The sequence below is a fragment of the Alteromonas gracilis genome (assembly GCF_036870955.2).
GTDB classification, from domain to species: domain Bacteria; phylum Pseudomonadota; class Gammaproteobacteria; order Enterobacterales; family Alteromonadaceae; genus Alteromonas; species Alteromonas gracilis_A.
The window spans coordinates 2,472,074-2,495,512 of record NZ_CP145482.2; the positions used below are offsets into that span (position 1 = coordinate 2,472,074).

At 45.3% G+C, this 23,439-nt stretch carries 19 protein-coding genes and 1 pseudogene; 9 read left to right on the top strand and 11 right to left on the bottom strand.

Features of this window, described 5'->3' with window-relative positions; genetic code table 11:
• Window positions 1-306: 306 nt before the first annotated feature.
• Entirely contained in the window at window positions 307-1,308 is a 1,002-nt protein-coding gene (locus V6N89_RS11980) for a GGDEF domain-containing protein (RefSeq protein WP_346992729.1), read from the bottom strand.
• A gap of 401 nt (window positions 1,309-1,709) precedes the next feature.
• Here V6N89_RS11980 and V6N89_RS11985 point away from each other — a divergent pair, with 401 nt between their 5' ends.
• From V6N89_RS11985 to V6N89_RS12015, 7 genes are all read left to right on the top strand, one after another.
• Window positions 1,710-2,429 (top strand): ABC transporter ATP-binding protein, encoded by a 720-nt coding sequence (locus V6N89_RS11985; RefSeq protein ID WP_338517724.1) that lies wholly within the window; start codon window positions 1,710-1,712, stop codon window positions 2,427-2,429.
• The gene (locus tag V6N89_RS11990; protein WP_346992730.1) at window positions 2,429-3,871 is read left to right on the top strand and encodes a DUF3526 domain-containing protein; all 1,443 of its coding nucleotides are present in this window, start codon (window positions 2,429-2,431) and stop codon (window positions 3,869-3,871) included. Before V6N89_RS11985 ends, V6N89_RS11990 begins: the two co-directional genes overlap by 1 nt.
• Window positions 3,868-5,181, top strand: coding sequence for a DUF3526 domain-containing protein (locus V6N89_RS11995; RefSeq protein WP_346992731.1), 1,314 nt, complete (start codon window positions 3,868-3,870; stop codon window positions 5,179-5,181). Before V6N89_RS11990 ends, V6N89_RS11995 begins: the two co-directional genes overlap by 4 nt.
• Complete coding sequence (locus V6N89_RS12000) at window positions 5,171-7,366, top strand: TonB-dependent siderophore receptor (RefSeq protein WP_338517727.1); 2,196 nt, start codon at window positions 5,171-5,173, stop codon at window positions 7,364-7,366. Before V6N89_RS11995 ends, V6N89_RS12000 begins: the two co-directional genes overlap by 11 nt.
• A 217-nt stretch (window positions 7,367-7,583) precedes the next feature.
• The gene (locus V6N89_RS12005) at window positions 7,584-7,838 is read left to right on the top strand and encodes a DUF4437 domain-containing protein (RefSeq protein ID WP_338517728.1); all 255 of its coding nucleotides are present in this window, start codon (window positions 7,584-7,586) and stop codon (window positions 7,836-7,838) included.
• Window positions 7,789-7,944, top strand: a complete 156-nt coding sequence (locus V6N89_RS12010) for a DUF4437 domain-containing protein (RefSeq protein ID WP_346992732.1) — start codon at window positions 7,789-7,791, stop codon at window positions 7,942-7,944. Before V6N89_RS12005 ends, V6N89_RS12010 begins: the two co-directional genes overlap by 50 nt.
• Window positions 7,945-7,978: 34 nt before the next feature.
• Window positions 7,979-8,407, top strand: a complete 429-nt coding sequence (locus V6N89_RS12015; protein ID WP_338517730.1) for a DUF4437 domain-containing protein — start codon at window positions 7,979-7,981, stop codon at window positions 8,405-8,407.
• Window positions 8,408-8,741: 334 nt separating this feature from the next.
• Here V6N89_RS12015 and V6N89_RS12020 read toward each other — a convergent pair whose 3' ends face one another.
• The 9 genes and pseudogenes from V6N89_RS12020 to V6N89_RS12060 form a co-directional block, all read right to left on the bottom strand.
• A complete protein-coding gene (locus V6N89_RS12020) occupies window positions 8,742-9,344 on the bottom strand; it encodes a DUF3307 domain-containing protein (protein WP_346992733.1) in 603 nt (200 codons plus the stop codon).
• A 20-nt stretch (window positions 9,345-9,364) separates the two neighbouring features.
• Entirely contained in the window at window positions 9,365-10,033 is a 669-nt protein-coding gene (locus V6N89_RS12025; RefSeq protein ID WP_338517732.1) for a hypothetical protein, read from the bottom strand.
• 191 nt (window positions 10,034-10,224) lie between these two features.
• Window positions 10,225-11,028, bottom strand: coding sequence for a sterol desaturase family protein (locus V6N89_RS12030; RefSeq protein WP_338517733.1), 804 nt, complete (start codon window positions 11,026-11,028; stop codon window positions 10,225-10,227).
• A 7-nt stretch (window positions 11,029-11,035) separates the two neighbouring features.
• The gene (locus tag V6N89_RS12035) at window positions 11,036-11,671 is read right to left on the bottom strand and encodes a CDP-alcohol phosphatidyltransferase family protein (protein ID WP_338517734.1); all 636 of its coding nucleotides are present in this window, start codon (window positions 11,669-11,671) and stop codon (window positions 11,036-11,038) included.
• Window positions 11,665-12,318: an ATP-binding cassette domain-containing protein gene (locus V6N89_RS12040; RefSeq protein ID WP_338517735.1), complete on the bottom strand. Its 654-nt coding sequence runs from the start codon at window positions 12,316-12,318 to the stop codon at window positions 11,665-11,667. Before V6N89_RS12040 ends, V6N89_RS12035 begins: the two co-directional genes overlap by 7 nt.
• Window positions 12,305-14,089 (bottom strand): ABC transporter permease, encoded by a 1,785-nt coding sequence (locus V6N89_RS12045; protein WP_338517736.1) that lies wholly within the window; start codon window positions 14,087-14,089, stop codon window positions 12,305-12,307. The genes V6N89_RS12040 and V6N89_RS12045 overlap by 14 nt, the downstream gene beginning before the upstream one ends.
• Complete coding sequence (locus V6N89_RS12050; RefSeq protein WP_338517737.1) at window positions 14,089-15,330, bottom strand: ABC transporter substrate-binding protein; 1,242 nt, start codon at window positions 15,328-15,330, stop codon at window positions 14,089-14,091. The genes V6N89_RS12045 and V6N89_RS12050 overlap by 1 nt, the downstream gene beginning before the upstream one ends.
• A gap of 42 nt (window positions 15,331-15,372) precedes the next feature.
• A pseudogene (locus V6N89_RS12055) lies at window positions 15,373-17,530 on the bottom strand (FAD-dependent oxidoreductase).
• A gap of 16 nt (window positions 17,531-17,546) precedes the next feature.
• Complete coding sequence (locus V6N89_RS12060; protein WP_346992734.1) at window positions 17,547-19,886, bottom strand: TonB-dependent receptor; 2,340 nt, start codon at window positions 19,884-19,886, stop codon at window positions 17,547-17,549.
• 157 nt (window positions 19,887-20,043) lie between these two features.
• Between V6N89_RS12060 and V6N89_RS12065 the strand changes: the two genes are divergently transcribed.
• Window positions 20,044-20,457 carry a hypothetical protein gene (locus V6N89_RS12065; RefSeq protein WP_338517738.1) on the top strand — a complete coding sequence of 138 codons (414 nt, stop codon included), beginning with the start codon at window positions 20,044-20,046 and terminating at the stop codon, window positions 20,455-20,457.
• A gap of 16 nt (window positions 20,458-20,473) precedes the next feature.
• On the opposite strand, the gene V6N89_RS12070 is transcribed toward V6N89_RS12065, so the two are convergent.
• Entirely contained in the window at window positions 20,474-20,935 is a 462-nt protein-coding gene (locus V6N89_RS12070) for an EVE domain-containing protein (protein ID WP_338517739.1), read from the bottom strand.
• A gap of 216 nt (window positions 20,936-21,151) precedes the next feature.
• Here V6N89_RS12070 and V6N89_RS12075 point away from each other — a divergent pair, with 216 nt between their 5' ends.
• Window positions 21,152-23,434, top strand: coding sequence for a YgiQ family radical SAM protein (locus V6N89_RS12075; protein ID WP_338517740.1), 2,283 nt, complete (start codon window positions 21,152-21,154; stop codon window positions 23,432-23,434).
• Window positions 23,435-23,439: the final 5 nt, after the last annotated feature.

Here is a 23,439-nt window from a genome sequence, read left to right on the forward strand (position 1 = left end):
AAAACGGTCAGTGCCGCGTGACTTAATGCCTTTGTAGTTATTAGGTTTAAGCCGTTTCGTGTTGCTGTTACCGACCAATTCTTGTCAAAAGCTATTCGTGCATCTTTATAGAATCAATGAAAGAACGGCGGACATAAAAACAAATGTAATAGTGTTTTACTACAAACGAAGTAAGACACTATCAAAATAAAATCTACAAATTTAAAGACGAATAGACAAAGCGTTTGTGGGAGGGTTTAAAAGAATGCTTGCTTTCTTGTATGTCTAATCAAACAAAATCCCATACCGAAAGGCATGTTTTTTTCTTTAGGCGACGATTTGTAGCCGAGGAGATATCTGGTTTCGCCCTCGAGATTTAGCATTGTACAGTTCGGTATCTGCACGATTAAACAACGAATGCCATGTATCTTCAATTGATGTTGAGAATGTCATTCCAATGCTAATGGTAACAGAGACCGACGCATTACCTTCTTTGATCTCAAGCGTTTCAATTTTCTTTCTTAACACGTCTGCCAACTTAAATGCCTCGAGCTTAGACTCATCCGACACTAAAATTGCAAACTCTTCGCCACCTAGCCTTCCGATAATATGGCTATCATCAAGTTCGCTATGTAACTCTGACGCAATGACCTTCAGCACGCTGTCGCCCGTGGGGTGACCATATTCGTCATTTATAGTTTTAAAATGATCAATGTCTATCACCATAAGTGAACAGGACATAGCATCTTCCTTTGCTAACCTCTCGTTGGCTTGACGGATGAACGCACGACGACCAAAAATCCCTGTCAGTTCATCAATGTTGGCCAAGGTTTCCCATTTAAGCTTTTGCTGAGTAACTAAAATAAAAGGAAGGAGTACAGAGGTTGTGATACACAATGCGATATGTGCGGCAATGCTTCCCCCTGTAAAACTTTGCGTAACACTGCCTAATTGCGCCCATTCGTTATATGCCAACGTAACCGACTGGCAGGCCATAACCGCAGCATGCACGGCCAACACTGCACGAAAGAAACGTCTGAGCCCCGGAAGTACATGGTTTTGTGAGGCGTTAAATACACGAAAGCAGAGTAGAAAAACCACTGCGATAGCGGCACTGGCAAAAGCTTGATGATATTGAGTAAAAACTGCCATCAATACGATGACCGCTACACCTGCAGTGGGAATAACCCTAGCCCATCTGCGAATATTCGACTTCGTACTGCCACCGTCTAAGCGAAGAAAACCGACGAGCAGCAAATAGCTAGCAATAAAATAAAAGACACTTGAAACGTCGGGCAATACACCAACAAGACTAAAAATTAGACCCACACAATAAACAAAGCAGGATGAAGCCCACAACGAAAACACTAGGTACTTCTATCTTGTTTTTTGCGAGTATGAGGAAGTAACTTCCTACGGCAATGTTCACACCAAATGATGCAAACACCAGAAACATCATTACAGATATCACAGGTATTCCGTCACGTTTTAAAGCTGCAATTCTCGCACAAAAGCCTTTCCCTTAGACAATACAAAGGTATTAAAAGTTGGCGCTAGGTGTCTTAAAACATACTTGTTTAACAGTGTCATGATGAAAATGAATTTTTATCTTCCGCATCAAATTGCAAACAGCGTCAAGTCGCTTTTTACATTCTAACCAAGAAAACGTTTTCATATCACGACTGTAATAGTATAACATATCGCAAATTTTTTATCTTAAACGTCGTTACATGCAAAACACATCTGTGATAACCGCTAACAACCTCACTGTTACTATTGGTCAACGCACACTGCTAAACAATCTGAATTTCGAAGTAGGCAAAGGCGAAGTGTTTGCTTTGCTAGGCGGCAATGGTGCGGGGAAATCAACTACCCTCAAAACGTTTTTAGGGCTTATGAAGCCAAGCATCGGACAAGCCTCTGTAATGGGCTTTGACGTGACCAAGAACATTAATGATGTCCGTAAATCAGTTGCTTACCTACCCGAGTCAGTAACGCTTTACGGCCACTTATCTGGCGTAGAAAACATACGTTATTTCTTGTCTGTTGCAGGTATAGAAAGAGACGACACATCAATTTTTGATGCATTAAAGAAAGTAAAGTTACAAGAGAATGCATGGCATTCTCACCTTAGTAACTACTCGAAGGGAATGCGTCAAAAAACAGCGATTGCCCTTGCCCTACTTCGCAATGCGCCCGTGTTGTTTTTGGATGAACCTACATCGGGTTTAGATCCAGCCGCCATTGATGAGTTTAATAACTTAGTGTCAGAGTTATCCACTAACGGCGCCACCATTTTTATGGTAACCCATGATGTCTATGGTGCTTGCCAAGTTGCCCACCGTATTGTGTTGTTAAGTAACGGTACATTGACTGGCGCATTTGAACGCGAAGGCAATACGCCTATTGATACAGAGGCTGTGCATGCTGCTTTTGCGGGGCGCGCATAATGACAGACAACGTGGTAAAAACGATTTGCGCCGACCAATGGCGCTATTGGCTTAGAACGAAAGTAGCCACCACCGTACTCTTGTTCGGTGCTATTTTGACCTTAGCCGCGTTAGTAGTAAATGCGTTTCACATTCATGAAACTGCTCACGCCAGAGAACATTTACAGCAGGAAGCAGAACAGCGTTTTTTGTCTCAGCCAGATAAACATCCTCATAGAATGGTTCACTATGGGCACTATGTTTTTCGCACACCTACTGCGCTTAGCGTGATTGAGCCCGGCGTCGATACCTACACTGGCAACGCCATTTTTCTTGAAGGGCACAGACAAAACAGTGCAATGTTTGCTGAACAACGTCAATCAGTAGGTCTAACGCGCTTTAGTAGCCTTACCCCTAGCTTCTTGGCTTTGGTACTCGCTCCCCTTTTCATTATTCTTATAGGCTATGGCAGCGTATCCCGCGAACGTGAGGCCGGTACGCTCACATTATTGCTGTCGCAAGGCGCCACGCGTCAACAGTTGGTGTTTGGCAAACTTATTGCCCTTACACTAGCCAGTGCCGCGTTACTTCTACCCCTGATTATTGCAAGTATGTACGTTGCGTTTTTCAGCGAAAGTGCTGCTGTCGTCGCGTTGTTTTGCGTGGGCTATGTGCTTTATTTTCTTTTTTGGGCTGCATTGGTAACGGCATCTTCCGCTATTTTCAGCCGCAGTAATGTAAGCTTTACCGTGCTCATTGTGATGTGGATGGCGACATGTGTGCTGCTTCCACGCTTAGGTAGTAGCGTAGCGACTAACGCCGTGCCTTCGCTTGGGAAACTAGAGTCTGACTTTAAGGTTGAGGAAAAGCTGCGCAGCTTAGGCGACGGCCACGATGTAAACGACCCAGCCTTTAAGAAACTTCGCAGCGACTTGCTCGCCAAATATAACGTTTCTTCTGTAGATGAACTTCCTGTTAACTTCAGAGGGATAGTGGCGCAATATTCTGAAGGTCGCCAGGCTAAAGTGCTAAACGAGTTTGCTGAAAACCGCATGCAAGAAGAGCTTGACCAAGCGCAAATTGCCCGTCAATTTGGCTGGTTATCTCCTACTGTCGCCTTACGCGCGTTCTCTACTTTACTTGCTGGTACCAGTATAGAAACTCACCATCGTTTTTTGCGTGAAGCCGAAGCGCTACGCCTTGAGTTCGTTCAAGGCTTAAACAAAATTCACGCCGAAAAGCTCGATTTTAAACTTGATATGAACCGCAATAAAAGCGAAGAAGCCGCTGACAAAGCGGTGGTAAATGCTAGTAACTGGGCCATTTTATCCTCTTTTCAATTTGAACCTGAAAGCCCGGGTGCGCGCATCCACAGCGCAACCGTATATGGTTTTCAGCTGCTACTTTGGCTCGGTTTATCCTTTGCGCTTCTGCAGTTGGCGGTAAGGAGGCTGCACCCATGATCCGTTTAAACGATATTAAACGCGAAACCCGTTTTGTATTTGGACATAGGCAGTTTATCTCTACATTGCTAGTTATATTGCTGCTAAGCACAGCAGCGTTGTGGTCCGGTCATGCTGAAATGCAAGAACAACGGGCCACTATTGAACGTTTGTTAGAAAAAGACCGCATAGAACGAGAGGCTGCGCTTGCCCACCAAAAAAACTTTGGTAGTGCAGCCTATTACACATTCCATCTTACCTATGCGCCACCATCACCCTTAGCATTTGCGGCTATTGGTGAGCGTGATGTATTTCCATGGAAGCACCGCATTCGCATGCTCGCGCTTGAAGGACAAATTTACGAGAGCGACACCGACAACCCTGAACTCGCATTTTTGGGGCGTTTCGATTTTGCATTTGTAGTTAGCGTTCTACTTCCACTTTTCATCATTTTGCTTCTTTATGACTTAAAAGCAAAAGAGCGAGAAGCTAAGCGTTTTGACTTACTCAACGTTACAGCGACAGACAGCCACGCGGTATGGACAACACGCGTGTTGGTAACCCTAGTGCTTATTGTGCTTGCCACATTGGTGCCATTCGTGATTTTTGCCGCAATAAATAATGCCTCTGTGGGCTCAATCTTAGCGGCCTGCGGCGTCGTTCTGGGCAACGTTATTGTGTGGACTGTCATTGTACTTATGATAGGTGCAGCATCTCGTTTTGCTACATTTAGCGCAACCCATTTAGCATCAATTATGTTAGGTATTTGGTTGTTAAGTATCGTTTTAGTGCCCGTGGTAGGACACACGGTAGTGAACGCCACAGTTGAAACGCCGCAAGGCGGTGACATTGTACTTACACAGCGTGAGGCGGTGAATAGCGCATGGGACAAGCCTGTATACGATACGTGGGCGCCCTTTGTAGCAACGCACCCTCAATGGGCTGATTACACAGAATACGACCCTGAGCGCGATAGTTCGTTTAATTGGAAATGGTACTACGCTTTTCAACAAGTTGGCGACCAAATGGCCGAAGCGCTATCTCGCGATTACCAGCTCGCCACGCGTCAAAAAGATGAACTTGCAGGCTATATCGCCCTTTTGTCTCCGTCACTGCTTACGCAAAGACTACTTTCAGATATCGCCGATACCAACGTCGATGCCATGGTGGGCTATGAAAATCGCGTACGCGAATTTCATGCTTCATTACGCCAGTTTTACTATCCCTTGTTTTTCAAAACGCCCGAGTTTTCACCTGCGCGCTTTGAGCAATTACCGCAATTTGCACCAACAATAAAGACAACATCACAGGAACACACCGATGAAAACTAATTGGGTAAAGTCTACCCTCGCAATCAGTATTGCCACACTTTTGCAATCTCCAGCAATGGCGAAAAGCAGTGACAGTAATAAAGAAGCGGACGTTGAAAAAATCACTGTACACGGTATGCACCGAGCGTATCAGGGTGCCTTTGAGTACAAAGAAGTACCTGCCGCTGCACAAGACATCGATTTGGGCTTAATTAACGATGCGGGAGCCATCAACCTTAACGATGCGCTTGATTTATCTGCGTCAGTAGCCAGACAAAACAACTTCGGCGGTTTGTGGAACAGCTTTGCTATCCGCGGTTTTGCGGGTGATGAAAACCTGCCAAGTGGTTTCCTGGTAAATGGGTTTAACGCAGGTAGAGGGTTTGGTGGTCCTCGTGACCTTTCTGGCATTGATCATGTAGAAGTATTGAAAGGTCCGAAAGCAGCATTATTTGGTCGTGGTGAACCAGGTGGTGCGGTTAACTTGGTTACTAAGCGCCCTCAGTTTCGCGAAGGTGGCGAAGTTAAGGCCACCTACGGCAGTTGGGAACAAGTGCGTTTAGAAGCTGATGTACAAACCGTTACTGGTGGCTCAGAAAACGTTGGCGTGAGACTAGTCGGTTTCTATGAGGATGCTGAGAGCTTCCGTGATACGGTAGAAACAGAACGCTTTGGTTTCTACCCTTCTGTAACATGGGAAGCATCAGATGATACTAGAGTGACATATGAACTTGAGTACACTGAACAAAAAATTCCTTTTGATCGCGGCGTTGTCGCTATCGATGGCCAATTGGGTCATCAACCTATTGAGACCTTTACTGGCGACCCTAGTGGCGACACCATTGACACAGAAGTGGTTGGTCACCAGCTAGAAATTTCACACAGCCTAAGTGAAGATTGGAACCTTTTGTTAGGTGCAGGCCTTCGCGATACCACGTTTGAAGGTAATGCACTTGAGAACAATTTTGGTGGCCGTCAAACACTTTTCATCGACCCTGATCAGGCACTACTTTCACGCTTTAAGCGCTATCGTAATTTCGAAACAGATTACCTTGTACTGCGCGGTGAAATAGCGGGCCAATTTGATACAGGCTCACTGACACATCGCGTTATTATTGGCGCAGATTACGATAAATTTGAAAATGACCAAGTTATTTTGCGCTATCGTCCGCCGTTTTTCTCGGCAGATACGGATATAAATGATCTGGACCTAGACCAGTATCTTGTGGTTGATATTTTCAACCCAGATTACTCCCCTTTGCCAGAGGTACCGCTCTCTGACAACCTTGACAGGTTGGAAGTACAGGAGGCTTGGGGCGTTTACTTTCAAGACCAAATTAATATTACAGACAAGTTCCAACTGCGCTTAGGCGGGCGTTTTGACAAGTTTGAGCAGGAAATTGATAACCGCAGAGCCGATCCGGTTAGCACCACCAAGCAAGACGATACGCGCTTTTCGCCGCAGGTAGGTGCTGTTTACTTGTTTAACGACAGCACAAGTATTTACGCCACGTATGGCGAAGGCTTCCGTCAACTTACCGGTTCTGACTTTGCAGGCAACCCTTTTGAGCCAAACCAGTCTGAGTCGACTGAAATTGGTATTAAAGCTGACCTAACGTCAATGTTTGATAATGTTCGTGGTGACATCACGTTCTCTATCTTCCACATTGAACAAAGCAATATTCTTGTATTTGACGATAGCCCTGAAGCCGCTGATGGCTTTTTCTTAACTCCAGCAGGTGAAGCACGTAGCCAAGGGGTGGAGCTAGATGTAAATGCAGAATTCGAAAATGACGTTCAGCTTTGGGTGTCATATTCATTTGTTGATGCAGAAAGCACAAACAACACGTCTGATCCAAATTTTGTTGCGGCTATCGAAGCGGGTGATCCACTTATCAACGTGCCAGAAAACCAGCTGAGCATACAGCTTAGTAAAGGGCTTTCAGTGTCTAATATGCCTGTGCGTATTGGCTCTGGCTTGTTGTATGTTGATGAGCGTCTTGGTCAAACAGGTACAGACTTCTTCTTACCAAGCTACACCACTGTTCGCGCGTTCGCTGAGATTGAACCAATTAACAACCTAACTGTGCGCGTTGCGGTAGATAACCTTTTTGACAAAGAATTCTACACCAACTCCTTTGCTGACGTATGGGTAGAGCCAGGTGCACCACAACGCTTTAGGCTTACAGCGGCTTACCGTTTCTAAACAATAAACGGTAAAGCTTAAGCATATAAGGCTCGCTCGATTTTCGTTGCGAGCCTTTTTATTATCAATATTTTCTAAAAAGAGTCTCAACAGCGCTCTACTGTTTTACCTCCCCTACTCTCTATAGACTAAAGGCTAATGTCATAGGCTAGTACTACAGCACCCGCCATGATGTATATGAATGATTAACCATTGTAGAAAAGGAGCGCACGCCACTATGGCAGTAAAGAAGTACACACATTCAACGTTTCTTGGTTTAATTGCCCTGTCACTTGCCTCATCGTCCTTTAGCCTTCACGCGGCCACCAAAATCGTTACCGCTGATGAAGTAAACTGGGGTTATTTAAATCCAGCGCGAGGCGAAAAGAGCCCTGGTGCGGCAGACCTATGGGGAGACCGCACAAAGAACACGGCTACTCGGCATGCTGGTGCGTTTCAAAGAAGGCTTTTCGTCTCCGCCACATATTCATAACATCACGTACCGCGGTATCGTTATTGATGGTGAAATGCATAATAGTGACCCCGATGCCAAAGCCATGTGGATGCCAGTAAATTCATATTGGACACAATACAGGTGAAGTGCACATTACCGCGGCTAATCAAAGAGCCAACATGATTTACCTTGAAATAGATGAAGGACCTTATTTGGTACTGCCTTCATCGGAACACTTTGATAACGGTGAACGCCCAATTAACTTGCACCGAGACAACCTGATTTGGCTTCACAACACTGATCTCATAAATGTTGTGAATGATGGCGTGAAGGCCGTATACCTTTGGGGTGACACGCAAGCTAAATATGGCACTATGATAAAGCTACCGAAGGGTTTTGATGGTGTACTTGAAAGCACAGGCAATGAGTTTCGTAGCGTGCTTATTCAAGGTGAAGTGTCGCTGAAAGCAGAGCATGACAATGTAAAATCGCTGCTGCCCGGTAGCTATATTGAGTCGGACGCACCATCGGTGCACCACATCAAAAACACCAGCGACGGTGACGTAACCTTGTATGTTCGCACTAACGCACCGCTTAGTATTAAATAAGCAAAGCGAAAAATTTCAGATGAAAGCGCAGCATTAATACTGCGCTTTTTTTGTTTTCACTTTGACGACAAGTTAATGTTGCCCAGGTACCATGTGCATAGTAGCCCTATTGCTATGGTAATGGTAACGCTGGTTAGGGTCCCCAACAGCACATACTCAGTTAGCTTTCTGTCTTGATGTTTTGTTAGATCACCAAACCTAAAAATAGACTTAGCGGCAATCAGAAAACCAATAGCTGAAAATTGATTTAGGAGCACAAAAGTAAGCATCAGTATACGCTCCAAATAGCCAATTCGCTGACCAGCCAGCGCTAAGGTTTGTCGTGCTTCTAAGCTTAATGTGAGTGCATCAGCAGGGCTGGCCCCCGCTTGCTTGTCGACAAGACGTCGTTACTCCACGGCGATAACAACTGCTTAATCACAATAGAACTTGGCTTCAACACCGCCAGATACGCTAACAACACCGCGACATGCTGACTTTGAATATTGTTTGCGTAATGATGAATCAACTCAGTTTGGCCCGTCAAAAACACAAAAACGCAAAAGATAATGAACAGATGAGCAAACTGATCGAGCAAGAAAAAAGCGGTATTTTTGGGGCAGTACGACTTTATGATGTCAATGACATAATGTGATACCGCAATTGCGCTACAGCCAAGTATTAAGGTTGTGTTACTTACATTTTTTGCAAATAGATACATGGCGATGCTAGCTAACAAACCATGAATTAGTGCGTGAGCGTAGACATGTGGTGAACGGGCATGCTTTTTATTTCGACTTTCAACCCAAGAATAGGGTTGTAAATAAAAGTCGGCCAACAAATGAGCAACCAACAAACCCAAAAGTAATAGGGGCTGCATTAAAGCAATATCATCGTTTACCTGTGTAGTTGATGCGACAGATGCTGTGACAAGAGGTACAGTATTAACACTAAGCATTGGCGTCCTTTGCAATCTTATTAAACGTCTTGTTGAGAAACTCGCAGTTCCTGCTCCATAAAGCCCACATAATCAGCCAACAATTTATAGTGGCTGGCATTTAATATACGGGTGATATTGCTTCTATTTTTTCCTAAAGATGTTGCCACAGTATCATGGTTTTTGTCTGATGAAATCAAATAAGCAAGAACGGTTTCAGACTGGGTTTGAGTTAGGCCGCTTATGTGCGCATCTGCAAATTGGGTGAGTAATTGTGTCTTATGTAAAAGCAACTTCACTCCACTGGCCAATGCTATGTTTTGGCCCTTTAGGTTATCAAGGCCTCGTCCTGACAGTACAAAGGCTTCACCTGAGCCTGTTTTTACTTCATGCTGCCTGAAACTAGCACTGCCCACACCACAACAAAGCTTAACGTCTACACTGGGTGAAAAGGCTTTCATCGCAAGGCGTAAACCTACTGTCACATGCATTCCAGCAGCAGCATCACGTGTTACGAACTGAAATGCGTCGCCTCGGAAAATGTCAAAAAAGCCATCATATTGCAATGCGTAAAACTTAAGTTGCTTTTCAAGTTCTTTCATAATGGTGGAAAAATCGGCATCAGAGAACGATTGCGACTTTACGATATCCCCAGTTACCACAGCTACGAAAGGCAATATATTGGCTTTATTAGATGGTGGTGTTGTCAAAATCTCTCTCCCGCTAATGCTCAGGTTTTCTTATTTAATTGAAAAAACCTGTGTTACCTAATATACACACAAAAGCAAATAACACCAAAAACAATCACATTTTACAAAGTTACTCATTTTAGTAACATAAAACAGTAACTCTTAAGACAAAACCGAGAACGCGTTAGTCGCTCATACGCTTAACGGAAACGCTATTTCTTCGATACAGGTTTAAAGGGCTGTAGTAACAGCGCTAAAATACTGGCATTTTCTTTGGAGGCAGGCACATCTCTTTGACCAATCGGCAAGGTTTCATCGCTATATGCAGCGCGAGATGTAAAGGTGTTAAACAACCTATCCCACCAGCTTACGCTAAACCCATAGTTGGTGTGCGATTCACTTTTTGCTTGGCTGTGATGAATGCGATGAAGTCGTTGGGTAATCAAAACCAGCCCTACTCTGTCGTCCCACTTTTGAGGCAATCGAATATTGGCATGGTTAAATAGCGCAAAACCGTTCAGCGCTATTTCAAAAATGATGATAGCGGCTGCTGGAATGCCAAAAATAACAACTGCAGCCGTTTTAACACCTAAGCTTATGGCGATTTCGATAGGATGAAAACGTAGCCCTGTGGTGGTATCCACATGGCTATCGGCATGATGCATCTTGTGCACTCGCCAAAGCAGAGGAATAGTATGAAATAGACGATGTTGCCAATAAATAACGATGTCCAGCAACACAACACACACCACCACAACAAGCGCTGTTGGGAGAGTACCAACAACGTTAAACAAACCTATACCATTAGCGTGCGCCCACGCAGATACACCAATTAGCGTTGTGGGTAGAAGTATTCTTGCAACAACCGTCCCGGCAACAACCATAGCAAGATTGCCTACCCATCGGGTCTTTCTATCGAGAACGGCTTGCCGAGCTGGTTTGTAAGCTTCAAGTATTGCCATTACAGCAAATACGCCTAAAAACACACTAAGCCGAATAAAAGAAGCATTGTCCATGGTTGTATCAACTATTACCGTTGTCTAATTCAACACGTTGCAGTGTTTTAAATCCACCCACTATGCGCGTAATGAGTGTTATGAAGCACGCAGCAGCAAACAAGTAAGCTAATACAGGAAAGTAGTTTGGCCATATACAAAACGCTAAAAACACTAAAATAGTCTCGCTACCTTCTGTTAGCCCCTGCATGTAATAAAAGCTTTTATTTTTAAACTGTGGTCTGTCTATCTGAAATTTTTCAGCCGCGATAGCAAACGCAAGAAAACTACTCCCCGTGCCAATAAAAGTTGCCAGTAACACCATAGCAGGCACGCCCCACTGTGCTGGCGCAGCAATACCGAATGCAAGTGGAATAGATGCATAGAACAAAAAGTCTAAACAAATATCTAAAAAGCCACCCGCACTGCTACTGCTTTTTTGATAGCGCGCCAGTTCACCATCCAGTCCATCACAAACCCTATTACCGATAATGCAGGCTAGCGCAATGTTCCACCAGTTAAGAATAATAAAGGGGACGGCACATAGCCCTATCAAAAAGCCTACAACCGTAATTTGATTTGGCGTAACACTGTATTTGTCCAACCCCACAATAAACGGTCTTAATATTGGTTTAATAAACGGGGTTACTTTTGCATCTAGCATGTTGTTAACTCTATAATTTCGCCACCTGCAGACACAGCATCATCGCTATCGTGCGTGACAAGTACTGCAGGAATATTTTGATGTTTTAGCTGTTCAAAAGTCCAGCGTCGAATTTGCTCGCGTAAATTGCTATCCAGCTTACTAAAAGGCTCATCGAGCAAAATGGCATTTGGCTCGGAACTTAGGGTTCTAAGTAATGAAATTCTTGCCTGTTGACCGCCAGAGAGTGAACTAACAGCGCGCTTTTGAAGCCCTTGCAAACCTACATTTTCAAGCATGGCTGCAATATATTCATTTCTTGCTTCTTTGCTGCCAAACTTTCCCTTGGGCATGGCAAAAGCAATATTTTCTTCCACTGTCATGTGTTCAAACAACAGCGAATCTTGAAACATCACGCCAACACGACGCAAGTGCGCTGGCTTATCTGACAGATCGCTGCCATTTAGCATCACATTACCTGTAAACTGAAATGGTGCACTTAGATGCCCAGAGATAGCGCGCAATAGCGTTGACTTGCCAACACCACTCCGCCCAATGATAGTGAGCACGGTGCCAGCTTTAACTAACGTATCAATACAAAAAAGACGCTTACCTTCGTTGAAAATCTCAAGATTATTGAGGGTTAGCTCATTTTCACTCTGCAACATGGTTTCCCTCTCTATGCTTGACGGCTTCATGGTTGATGTCTATTGCGTGGCCTTCGTCTTTGCTACTCAAACGGTGAGTCTTCCGAGGATTATAAACAACACGCGGTAGAGTCCAGGCTACAACGAAGCCAATAAGAGGCATAACCATCTGAACAATCACGTACGCAGCAGTAAGCCTCGTGCTGCTACCAGACACTGACGCCACAGCTTCGGTTGTCACTGTGGGTATTGCCCCGCCCGACGCTAGTAAGGTAGGCAAGTATTGACTTAAACTAATTGCAAACCCTAATGCCCAAGCTACGAAAATAGGCCCTATCATTAGTGGAAGTTTTATAACAAAAAACACCTGCATGGGTGTTTTCCCCAAACTTTGTGCCACCATGGTGTACCGCGGGTCAAATCTGCGATACACCACCGCCAAAGAAAGAAACACATATGGCAACACGTAAACCATATGGGCAATATAGGTGTGAAACCATGTGGCAGACTGCAAGAAGAGTTGCTGAAACCACACTAAACCATAGAGAAACGCGACACCAGGCACTAATAAGGGTAGGAATAACGCCAGCGACAGTATTGTCATCGTAGACTTTTTACCTGGTCGCAGTACTTCTGCTTCAAGCGCCATTAATACCACGACAATCGATGACACACTGGTTAATAACCCCAATATCAATGTATTTATAAAGGGCTGCGAAATAGTACTAAACAGAGTTTGCCAGTGAATAGTGGTTAAGCCATCAGGTATCATGGCAGGAAACACCCAATATTCTGCAAAAGAGTACGTCACGACACTGTAAACTATCGCCCCTACCAGCACGATGTACGCCGCTATAATTGCGTACGAAGCACCTTTTACTGCACGGTCAGCAAAATGTCTGCGACCAGAGACCATTAACACTTGCCCCATTACCGACAAACCGCGCTCGATAGCCAAAAAGAGGCACAGCGCAAAACATGACACGCCCACCTGGACAAGCGCACCAGCAGACCCCAACAGCCGCATAGACAAATCGATATGATTAAACCAATGCAGTACCGCTACTGCCAATGTGCTTGGGTTATTCGCCCCTAGAATAAGCGGTATTTCTACATTGGACGTGGCAAATACCAGCACCGCCAAAAGCGGCAACCGAATTTTAGGAAATAGCGTTGGCAGTACAAGAAGAAAAAAACAGGCTATACGACTGTACCCTAGCGATGTCCCTACCCTTGTATATTGCGTCAACTTAGAATGAATGGAAGGTTCGGACATGGCGCTCAGCGCCATCAACACAATAAAAGGCAGCTCTTTTAAAGCTAGCGCTGCTAAAACACTGAGCCCATATGCATCAAACGGTAAGCTGTTTGATGTGGTTGACACTAAAGCGCTGCCATCAAGCGTAAACAGTCGAGCAAAAAAGCCTGATGGACTAATCACAAAAACGAGTGCAATGGCCGCCGCCGCGTGCGGTATAACCAACAGCGGGCTTAACAGTGCCTGTATTTTTTGCATGGCACGCGTTTGATAGAAAAACGCCAACAAACAAAAAGCACCCAATGTCGCCAAAAGCGTTGAACCTACCCCCGTGAAAAGCGACAGCCCAGTCATTGTCATCATGTCTTCAAGCGCAAAAAACGACAAGAAAGGCTTAATTGAGAACTGCACCTCACCAATAGCAGGAAAATAGCCAAAGGCGGGAAACACTACACCGATAATGCCAGCCAACACGGGAATGCATAAAAGGCTCAGCATCAGCCAGCGCGCCGTTACCGTAAATGTAGAGAACATTAGTAACGTGCTCCATAACGCGCATACCACGCTTCTCTGATGGCGTCAGTCCAACTTGCATGCGGCTCGGCTAACAGTGTTGCCGATGCGTTTTGTTGCAATGAAGACGCGTGCCTTTCTTTTTGTTCAAACAAGGTTTTTTCTTGTTCATTAAGCAGTGATATATCGAGTACGGTATCGTCGCCCCATACACTTAACTTTTGCTTTTCTGCTTGCGCAACCGGAGATAGCAAAAAATTCACCACGCGCTTTGCGGCAGCCTTAGAAGACGAGTTGTAAGTTAGCCCTATAAAATGCACATTAGCTAAACTGCCATCGCGCATCACATAAGTTCTGATATCAGTGGGTAAGTCAAAACGGTTGACCGCGCTTGGAATTTCAGCGGCCGTAAATGAAAACGCAAGTGACAGTTCACCACTGTCCATAAGACGTTGCAATTGCGAGGCTTGACGCAGCATAGTTTCGCCGTCTCGCCACATAAGGGGGTGTAAAGCGTCTAGATAGCGCCACAGTGCTGGCAGCACCATGCCAAGAGCACGATCATCAACTGGCTGATAAAACAACGCTTGCTTGTCTTTGTTTAGCGCAATAATGGCGTATTTTAAAAAGGTAATACCCAAGTAGTCACTAGGTACTGGATAGGTAAAACGTCCTGGGGCTTGCTGACTTGCGCTGAGCAGTTCATGTATGTCTGTGGGCGGTATAACACCCAGCTTTTCGAAATGAGACTTTCGGTAGTAAAACACCATAGACGCTTTGCCCCAAGGCGCTTCCATTCCGTTCGTCTGCTCCCCAAAGTCAGTGACCATTGCAGTGTTATTTTGAGGGTTGGTCAGAGCAAAATGTTGTAACGAAGGCACCCAATTAGGTGTCAGCAAGCCATGTTTTTTCATGGCTGCAAAGTTTTCGCCGTTTATCCAAATAAGATCAACGCTGCTTTGAGTGTCATTACCCGCCGCCTTCTCAGCAAGTACTCTCGATACCGCATCACTGGTATCAGCTAGCTTCACATGTTGAAGCGTAATGTTGTACCTCTGCTTTACCTGCTCTGCAACCCATTGCAGGTAGCCGTTGACCTGCGCACTGCCTCCCCAAGCGTAAAACGCCACTGTATTGTCGCCATTTTTTTGCGAAATTTCTTTAGCAATAAGCGACGGCGAAAACACAAGGTGTGCTACGGCAATACATAAGTAACAGAGTAACGCGCTCACCAAATACCGTTGATGGCAATAGGCTATCATTTTACTCGCCAATTGGTGCGCAGGTGATCGTTCACTTTTATGTTAGCCTCTTCGCCACGTGTGGAACTTTTCAACATAGCCTAAGAGCTTCTCTGGCGCATTTGCGCGCTTCCAATTACCCGCTGCGTATTTCGCCCCTTCAGCCCACGTGGGATAAGCGTGAATAGTGCCCAGGATCTTGTTTAACCCGAGGTCGTGCTTCATCGCAATAACAAACTCAGCAAGTAAATCATAAGCATGTTCAGATACAATGGTCACACCTAAAATTTTATCTTTGCCTGGCGGCGTAAGTACTTTAATAAACCCCTTACGCGCGCTTTCTGCTACCGCTCTATCTAGCTCGGCAAATTCATAACGCGTTACTTCAACCTCAATACCTTGCTCGGCAGCATCGCGCTCATTTAGCCCTACGCGCGCCACTTCAGGGTCGATAAAAGTAGTCCATGGGATAACACGATAATCCACTTTGAATTTCTTGAACGAGCCAAACAACGCATTGACCGCTGCATACCACGCTTGGTGGGCGGCTACGTGTGTAAATTGGTATGGACCTACCACATCATAAGCTGCAAAGATATTTGGCATGAGTGTTTGCAGGTATTCATCTGTTTCAATGGTACGGTCAAACTGAATACCCAAGTCTTCAAGACCAAAACCGGTTAATCGCGCTTTGCGACCCACTGCGACAATGACTTCATCATACTCGATGGCAAGCTCTTGGCCTTCCTTTTCAGCAATAAGCAACTTAACGCCGTCTTTGTTTTCAAAACGAAGGGCTTTGTGCGACGTAAGTACGTTTACACCACTGTCTCGCAACACAGATTCCGCGTATTCAGCAACATCTGAATCTTCACGGCCCATTAAGCGCGGTGCTAATTCAACTTGAGTCACTTGACTGCCCAGACGTGCAAATGCCTGTGCCAGCTCGCACCCAATGGGGCCGCCACCAAGCACAATTAACTTTTTAGGCGCAGTGTCCATATCAGCAAACTTCGTCCACAACGTGTCTGACGTTACATAGCCACTTTCTTTAATGCCAGGTAATTCAGGTACAAAAGGCGCAGCACCCGTTGCCACCACAATGTTTTTCGTCGTAAGAGTTTGTGTTCCGCCGTCATTTTGTTTTATTTCGACAGTCCAAGGGTCAACAATTTTTGCGTAGCCTTTAACCACATCAACCCCAAGGCTAGTGTATCGTTCAACACTGTCGTTAGGTGCAATTGCAGCAATCACCTCGTGCACTCTAGCCATGACTTTCTTAAATGACATGGTGGGCGTAACCGCATCTAAGCCATAGCTGTCTGCGTTTCGCATTTGATTGGCGACTTTTGCAGATTTAATAAGAGCTTTACTAGGTACGCACCCGTAATTAAGACAATCGCCACCCATTTCCCCAGCCTCTACCAGGGTAACTTTGGCTTTAACCGCTGCCGCAATGTAGCTTGTCACCAAGCCGCCAGCATAAGCGCCAATGACAACTAAATTACGATCGAATTTTTTAGGTTTGGTATAACCTTTATAAACACGACGGCGGTTAACAACAGCGACGATAGCTTTTGCTATCCATGGGAAAATGCCCAGCAGAACGAATGAAAAAATTAATCCTGGAGACACAATACCTGAAAGGCTATCTATTTGAGCAAGTTGAGTACCTAAGCATTGACATACACGGCGGTGCCCGCCAACATCCCTACTTGGCTTACCCAATAAAATGTCCAGGTTTTTAGTGAGGTCAATCCCATCAGTAGGTTGATTAAAAAGAACGGAAAAACCTAAGCACTAAACGAAGTGTAAAGAGATAGAAAGCCCCTTGCTTTTCTACACCTTCATCAATTTTTTTCAGTTTCTCTTTAAACTTGTTACGCACCGTGTCGCGCAATATGAAGCGCGATACAAGAAATGCCAGTGTCGCCCCAATGCTTGAGGCGAAAGACACTATAATAAGGCCTTGCAGCAGGCCAAACAACGCACCCGCCGCGAGTGTTAAAATAGCAGCTCCTGGTAAGGACAGCGCCGTAACCGCCACGTAAACGGCAAAAAATACGCCAACACTCAGTACTGGATTTGCCTCGATTTCGCTTTGAAAAGTGTCGAGAGAACCTTTCATTCCCTCCAACGTCAAATAGTTATTCAAATCGAAATGAAAGAAGCTCACTATGGCGGCAGCAATAACTGCCAGAAGCGCTATTTTCTTTAACATACCTTATTCCTACCCCTTAAAACGCGTATTGCATAGTGACTTGTGCATGTCTTGGCATATTTGGCATGACCAAGGTTGCTCCAAAGAAACCGCCTTCAAACAGTGGCTGCCAATTGTCTTGATCGGTAACATTGATGATATCCAAACGTAATCGCAAATCATCATTAACGAAATAGTCTGCATTCAGGTCAATGGTGTATTGGTCTCGAATATGCACCGTCTGTAAGAAATCAAGCGGGAAAGATTTTGTATACAGTGCACTCGCGCCTAAACTTACATCATCAGTTACCTTCCAGCCTGCATTCACCGAGAAAATTTGAGGTGGGATACCTTGCACACGAGAATCCGAAGGTGCAAACGCTGCAAACGAAGGCGAACCAACGCCCGTTCCCTCTATTATATCAGGACGACTATTATCAAAAGCATCGGCTACCTGCGCTGTGCCTTGGAATGCCGCTGAGTCATCAAAACGTGCATCAAGATAACTGTATGCTGCATTTACCCAGTGATCGTCTGCCTGATAGAACATTTGAAGCTCTAAACCTTGCGTTTTCACACCACTGTTACTGCCATCACGATTGCGAAGGCTTCGCGTTTGGTCAAATAGCGACGCCTCTGCATACCACGCATTGTTCGGCGCATATTTTACACCTACTTCATAAAGCGTGTTCTCAGTAGCGAAGTTAAGTGGGTTTATTTCGTTGTTACCGCCTAATACAGTGCCCCCACCCATACTGTTCGACGTCGCATCGTTTTCTGAAAATGCCGCGTAAACATTAACGGCGTTAGTGAGTTTATAAACAGCACTAAGCTGATAGCTTGTTAGCGTATCGCTATACGTATCGGAGGCCGCTTCAACGCCTTGGGGAGCAAGAGGATCGCGAGCTTCAACATCGTAGTAGTCTACACGCACACCTACAATTGTAGAGAAATTATCCGTCCACGTTGAGCGCTGTTGCAGTGCAACACCGGTTTGCCACGTCGTTGAATCAGTGGTGTCAGACAGGTTAAAGTCTCCCGCACCATCACCATCAAGGTCATACTGGGCGCCAGGTGAGACAAACACGCCGGGACGAAGTTCAACTAGACGCGCTTTTTGTGCATCAGTTAGTGGAATTACGCGGTTTGAAATAGGACCAGTAAGGTCAATAGGGTTATCGGCTTCTGTAGTAAATTGGCTGTAACCCAATACATCGTTATAACGCAAGGCAACGCCAACGGTGGTCAGCTGATTGTCACTCCACTTATAGTCAATTTCGGTGCGGTTCTCAAATGTATCAGCGCCATCGATGATTTCCACAAAGCTGTTTTGTGCAATCTCTTCACGCTCCAGATATTGGTAATAAGACATATTTCTGATGCTGATATTTTCAGCATACTGATAGTTAATATTACTTCGCAGTACCGAAGTTTCGGCACCATTAATGTCATCGGGATTAGTGAATACGCGATTTCTTGGGATAACCACTTCGCCTGTTGGAGAGATTATCGCGCCAGCCCCCGGAATCGTGCTTCCATTAGGCTGAACGCCTTGACCAGTAATATAGATACCATTATCAATCAAGTTTTGTGTAGGACGGTTTATACCCGCGTTATCTGGATAATCAGTATCGTAATACTCCGCACTCACATCCCACGTTAGCGCCTCGCTTGGCGTGTAACGATAGGCTATAAACAAGTTCGTGCTATCTCTGTCGGCAAAGTCGTAGAAGCTCCCATGATCAAGGTATTCAGCACTAATTCGAACCCCGCTTTTCCCTTCTTCAATGGCAGTACCATAATCGACCTGCGCTGAATACTGATCCCATCTGCCTGCGCGCAGAGTGACTTTACCTTGGCTTTGTGAAGTTGGTGCCACTTTCGTTTGAAGATTGACAAAGCCGCCATTGCGCTGCGTGCTGCCAAACAGCACCGACGATGGGCCTTTTACCACGTCAATCTGTTCTACACTGTTGAACGACAGCGGCAAACCAAAACCATTATTACCCGCTTGTCGACGCACGCCGTCTTGAAAAAGTTCTCCCAGCTGACCGCGAATACTCGGCAAACTTGGCGTACCAAATCCGCTTGAAGCATAGGCGTTTGGCGCAGCCTTTACAATATCGTGCAGGTCGTCAATATTGAGCGCTTCAATTGCCTCGGCTGACAATGACGTTACGGAACGCGGCGTTTCTGCTGCACTTAAGCCAGCGCCGAATAATCCTTTTAACGTATTGTCGCCTGGATAAAGTGTATCTAAAGACTGTTTATTACCTTTTACCTCGACAACTTCAATCTCTGAAAGTTGTTGTGCCGCAATTCCCTGACTTACAGCTAGAGCAAGCGCACTTACCGCCATGCCTATCATTTTATTCATTTATTTTTCCGTGTTTTTAATTCTTGTTCGACAAGACCGATACGCTGTCTAAAAAATTTCAGACCACACGCTAATTTTCAAAATAAATAACTTTTTGAAATTATTTTTTTGAACACTCGTTCTATTGTGGTCACATCCTTTAATACTTGGAGTTTACATGCAACACACTCAATCAGATATTTCTAATCGCCTCAGCTGGGCACTACTCGCATTGCGCGTGTCTATATTTATCGTAATGTTCGTATGGACACTTGATAAATTTGTTAACCCCGCGCATGGCATGAAAATATTTGAACATTTCTATGGCATTAGCGGCTTGGCTGAGACCGCCGTATACGTTATGGGCTCATTTCAACTGGCGCTGGTGCTTGCGTTTTTAGCTGGTATAGCGAAGCGTTATACTTATGGTCTTGTATTCTTACTGCACGGTGGTTCGACATTGTCGTCATTCCCACAGTACATCGATGCATTTAACAACCTACTATTTTTCGCAGCATGGCCAATGTGGGGTGCATGTTTTGCACTTTACCTTCTTCGTGACGCCGACACACGATTCGCGTTATCAAAGTAAAACACGCGCAATACCGCTATTTGGCGGCAGTATAAAGCTGCTGCCATTCGCCCTCGCTGACTGGCATAATACTTAAACGGCCCCCCTTTTTAACAAGCGGTAATTCCGAAATTGATGGCATTGCTTTAATCTCTGCTAGCGGCAGTACCCTAGTAAACTTCTCAACAAATTTTACGTCTACGCGAAACCATCTTGGATTATCTTGTGAAGACTTAGGGTCATAATACTTAGATTCTGGATCAAACTGAGTTGTATCTGGATAGCCTGCTTTTACCACTTGCGCCACGCCAGCTATACCCACTTCTTTGCAACTAGAGTGGTAAATAAACACCTTATCGGACAACGCAACACTATCGCGTAGAAAGTTTCGAGCTTGATAATTACGCACACCATCCCAAGGCTCTGTCTGCTCCACTCTGTTAGCTAAATCATCGATTGAAAATGCGTCAGGTTCCGTCTTAAATAGCCAATACGCCATATCATCCTCATTGTTGAATTCGCACTTGCCTAACAGGAAATCAAAAAAAAGCAGGCGTTCATATAAGAAACTACTTACACAAGTATACAAAGCCTATCAATTTAATGACAGTGCTATACCGCCGACCCGTTAAGACTGTTATAATTAGTGATTCAAATCTGAAATTCGACTTTTGAACATTTCAGCCACTTTCTGTTTTATCTAGATGTGAATACTATGCAAGCCACCATTAAAGCTGACCGCGGTCTGTTTTCTTACCCTAAATACTGGCCGCACTGCTTTGGTACTGCGCCTTTCCTACCAATGTCAAAGGAAGAAATGGACGCCCTTGGATGGGACAGTTGTGACGTTATTTTGGTCACTGGCGACGCGTATGTAGACCACCCTAGCTTTGGTATGGCAGTAATAGGACGTGTTCTTGAAGCACACGGCTTTCGTGTTGGCATTATTTCTCAGCCCGACTGGACCAGTAAAGACGACTTTATGAAGTTGGGTAAGCCTAATCTGTATTTCGGTGTCACTGCCGGTAACATGGACTCGATGATTAACCGCTACACATCGGACAAGAAGCTTCGTCATGACGATGCTTACACGCCAGGCAATGTGGGAGGCAAACGCCCAGACCGCGCAGTCACCGTGTATTCGCAGCGTTGCCGAGAAGCCTTCAAAGGTGTGCCCGTTATTGTTGGCGGCATAGAAGCGAGCCTTCGCCGTATTGCTCACTATGATTATTGGAGCGAAAAAGTACGTCGTTCAGTGCTGTTTGACTCAAAAGCAGACATGCTCTTTTTCGGCAATGCAGAGCGCCCGCTTGTGGAAGTAACACATAGACTTGCCGCAGGAGAAGACATTGCTGATTTGCGTGATATTCGCGGCACAGCAATCATAGTTAAAGAAGCACTACCAGAATGGCAAGGAGTAGACTCGACCTCGTTAGACAGGCCAGGAAAGATTGACGCGATTCCAAGTCCTTATCAAATGGAACCCGAGTGCGACTCTCAAGACAAAGATAGCAAAAGCAGTGAAGCCCCTGAGGCCTCACCGATTGTTATTCAGCCTGCTCAGAAAGAAAAGGAAAAGCGAAAGCCTTGGGAAAACGTCTACGTAAAATTACCTGCATTCGAGACGGTAAAAGATAACAAAGTACTTTATGCCCATACCTCTCGCATATTGCACCAAGAAACAAATCCCGGCTGTGCAAGGGCGCTTATGCAGCGCCACGGTGATAGGCATATATGGATAAATCCACCTGCAATGCCGCTTGAAACTGACGAAATGGATGCGGTATTTGATCTGCCGTACCAGCGCGTTCCTCACCCGGTATACGGCGACGCTAAAATTCCAGCGTACGACATGATACGTTTTAGCATCAATATTATGCGTGGCTGCTACGGCGGCTGTACGTTCTGCTCTATTACTGAGCACGAAGGTCGCATAATACAAAGCCGTTCTGAAGACTCTATTATTCGAGAAATTGAGCAAATACGCGATACCGTACCGGGCTTTACAGGCGTAATTTCAGACCTAGGTGGTCCGACTGCGAACATGTATCGCTTGCGTTGTAAAAGCCCTAAAGCAGAAGCAACCTGTAGGCGCCCTTCTTGCGTATACCCCAGCATTTGTGCACACATGGACACCGACCACAAACCTACCATCGATTTGTATCGTCGTGCGCGCAACTTACCTGGTATTAAAAAGATATTGATTGCCTCTGGCGTTCGTTATGACTTGGCTGTAGAAGACCCGGAATATGTAAAAGAGCTGGCGCTACACCACGTAGGCGGCTATTTGAAGATCGCGCCAGAACATACTGAAGACGGTCCACTTTCCAAGATGATGAAACCGGGTATGGGCAGCTACTACCGCTTTAAAGAGTTGTTCGATAAATACTCTCAAGAAGCGGGTAAAAAGCAATATCTAATTCCTTATTTTATCGCTTCCCACCCTGGTACGACCGATGAAGATATGCTGAGTTTGGCAATTTGGCTTAAAGAGAATAAGTTTAAGCTAGATCAGGTGCAGAACTTTTACCCGTCGCCAATGGCCACGGCAACAACCATGTACCATACCGAGGTGAACTCTTTACGTAAAGTCACCAAAGACAGTGAAGACGTGCCGTCTGCTAAGGGTGAGATACACCGCAGACTGCATAAAGCGATGTTGCGTTATCACGATCCGAAGAACTTTGCTCAGATCCGTGAAGCATTAGTAAAAATGGGACGAGAAGACCTGATTGGTCGAGGCCCTCAGCATTTAGTTCCACCAGAATCTGCAGACGAGAAGCGTCAAAAAGCGTCTCGAGGTAGACGAGGAGAACGAGCGCTGACTAAACACACTGGTCTTCCACCCTCGTTTCAGCGAAAAAGTGCGAACAAAAGCAAACAAGGTACAAAGCAAAAGCGCAGCGACGGTGGGCAAGCTAACCGCCAAGGTCGAAACGGCGTCACTTCATCTCGTGGTAATGCGTCCAAACAAAAGCAAAGCAGTAATAAGCGATAGAGAGC

Bases quoted from the DNA above. Each gene is read 5' to 3' on its own strand.
- V6N89_RS11985 (WP_338517724.1), top strand. From the start codon at position 1,710: ATGCAAAACACATCTGTGATAACCGCTAACAACCTCACTGTTACTATT.
- V6N89_RS11990 (WP_346992730.1), top strand. From the start codon at position 2,429: ATGACAGACAACGTGGTAAAAACGATTTGCGCCGACCAATGGCGCTAT.
- V6N89_RS11995 (WP_346992731.1), top strand. From the start codon at position 3,868: ATGATCCGTTTAAACGATATTAAACGCGAAACCCGTTTTGTATTTGGA.
- V6N89_RS12000 (WP_338517727.1), top strand. From the start codon at position 5,171: ATGAAAACTAATTGGGTAAAGTCTACCCTCGCAATCAGTATTGCCACA.
- V6N89_RS12005 (WP_338517728.1), top strand. From the start codon at position 7,584: ATGGCAGTAAAGAAGTACACACATTCAACGTTTCTTGGTTTAATTGCC.
- V6N89_RS12010 (WP_346992732.1), top strand. From the start codon at position 7,789: ATGCTGGTGCGTTTCAAAGAAGGCTTTTCGTCTCCGCCACATATTCAT.
- V6N89_RS12015 (WP_338517730.1), top strand. From the start codon at position 7,979: ATGATTTACCTTGAAATAGATGAAGGACCTTATTTGGTACTGCCTTCA.
- V6N89_RS12020 (WP_346992733.1), bottom strand. From the start codon at position 9,344: ATGCTTAGTGTTAATACTGTACCTCTTGTCACAGCATCTGTCGCATCA.
- V6N89_RS12030 (WP_338517733.1), bottom strand. From the start codon at position 11,028: ATGGACAATGCTTCTTTTATTCGGCTTAGTGTGTTTTTAGGCGTATTT.
- V6N89_RS12035 (WP_338517734.1), bottom strand. From the start codon at position 11,671: ATGCTAGATGCAAAAGTAACCCCGTTTATTAAACCAATATTAAGACCG.
- V6N89_RS12040 (WP_338517735.1), bottom strand. From the start codon at position 12,318: ATGTTGCAGAGTGAAAATGAGCTAACCCTCAATAATCTTGAGATTTTC.
- V6N89_RS12045 (WP_338517736.1), bottom strand. From the start codon at position 14,089: ATGTTCTCTACATTTACGGTAACGGCGCGCTGGCTGATGCTGAGCCTT.
- V6N89_RS12050 (WP_338517737.1), bottom strand. From the start codon at position 15,330: ATGATAGCCTATTGCCATCAACGGTATTTGGTGAGCGCGTTACTCTGT.
- V6N89_RS12060 (WP_346992734.1), bottom strand. From the start codon at position 19,886: ATGAATAAAATGATAGGCATGGCGGTAAGTGCGCTTGCTCTAGCTGTA.
- V6N89_RS12065 (WP_338517738.1), top strand. From the start codon at position 20,044: ATGCAACACACTCAATCAGATATTTCTAATCGCCTCAGCTGGGCACTA.
- V6N89_RS12070 (WP_338517739.1), bottom strand. From the start codon at position 20,935: ATGGCGTATTGGCTATTTAAGACGGAACCTGACGCATTTTCAATCGAT.
- V6N89_RS12075 (WP_338517740.1), top strand. From the start codon at position 21,152: ATGCAAGCCACCATTAAAGCTGACCGCGGTCTGTTTTCTTACCCTAAA.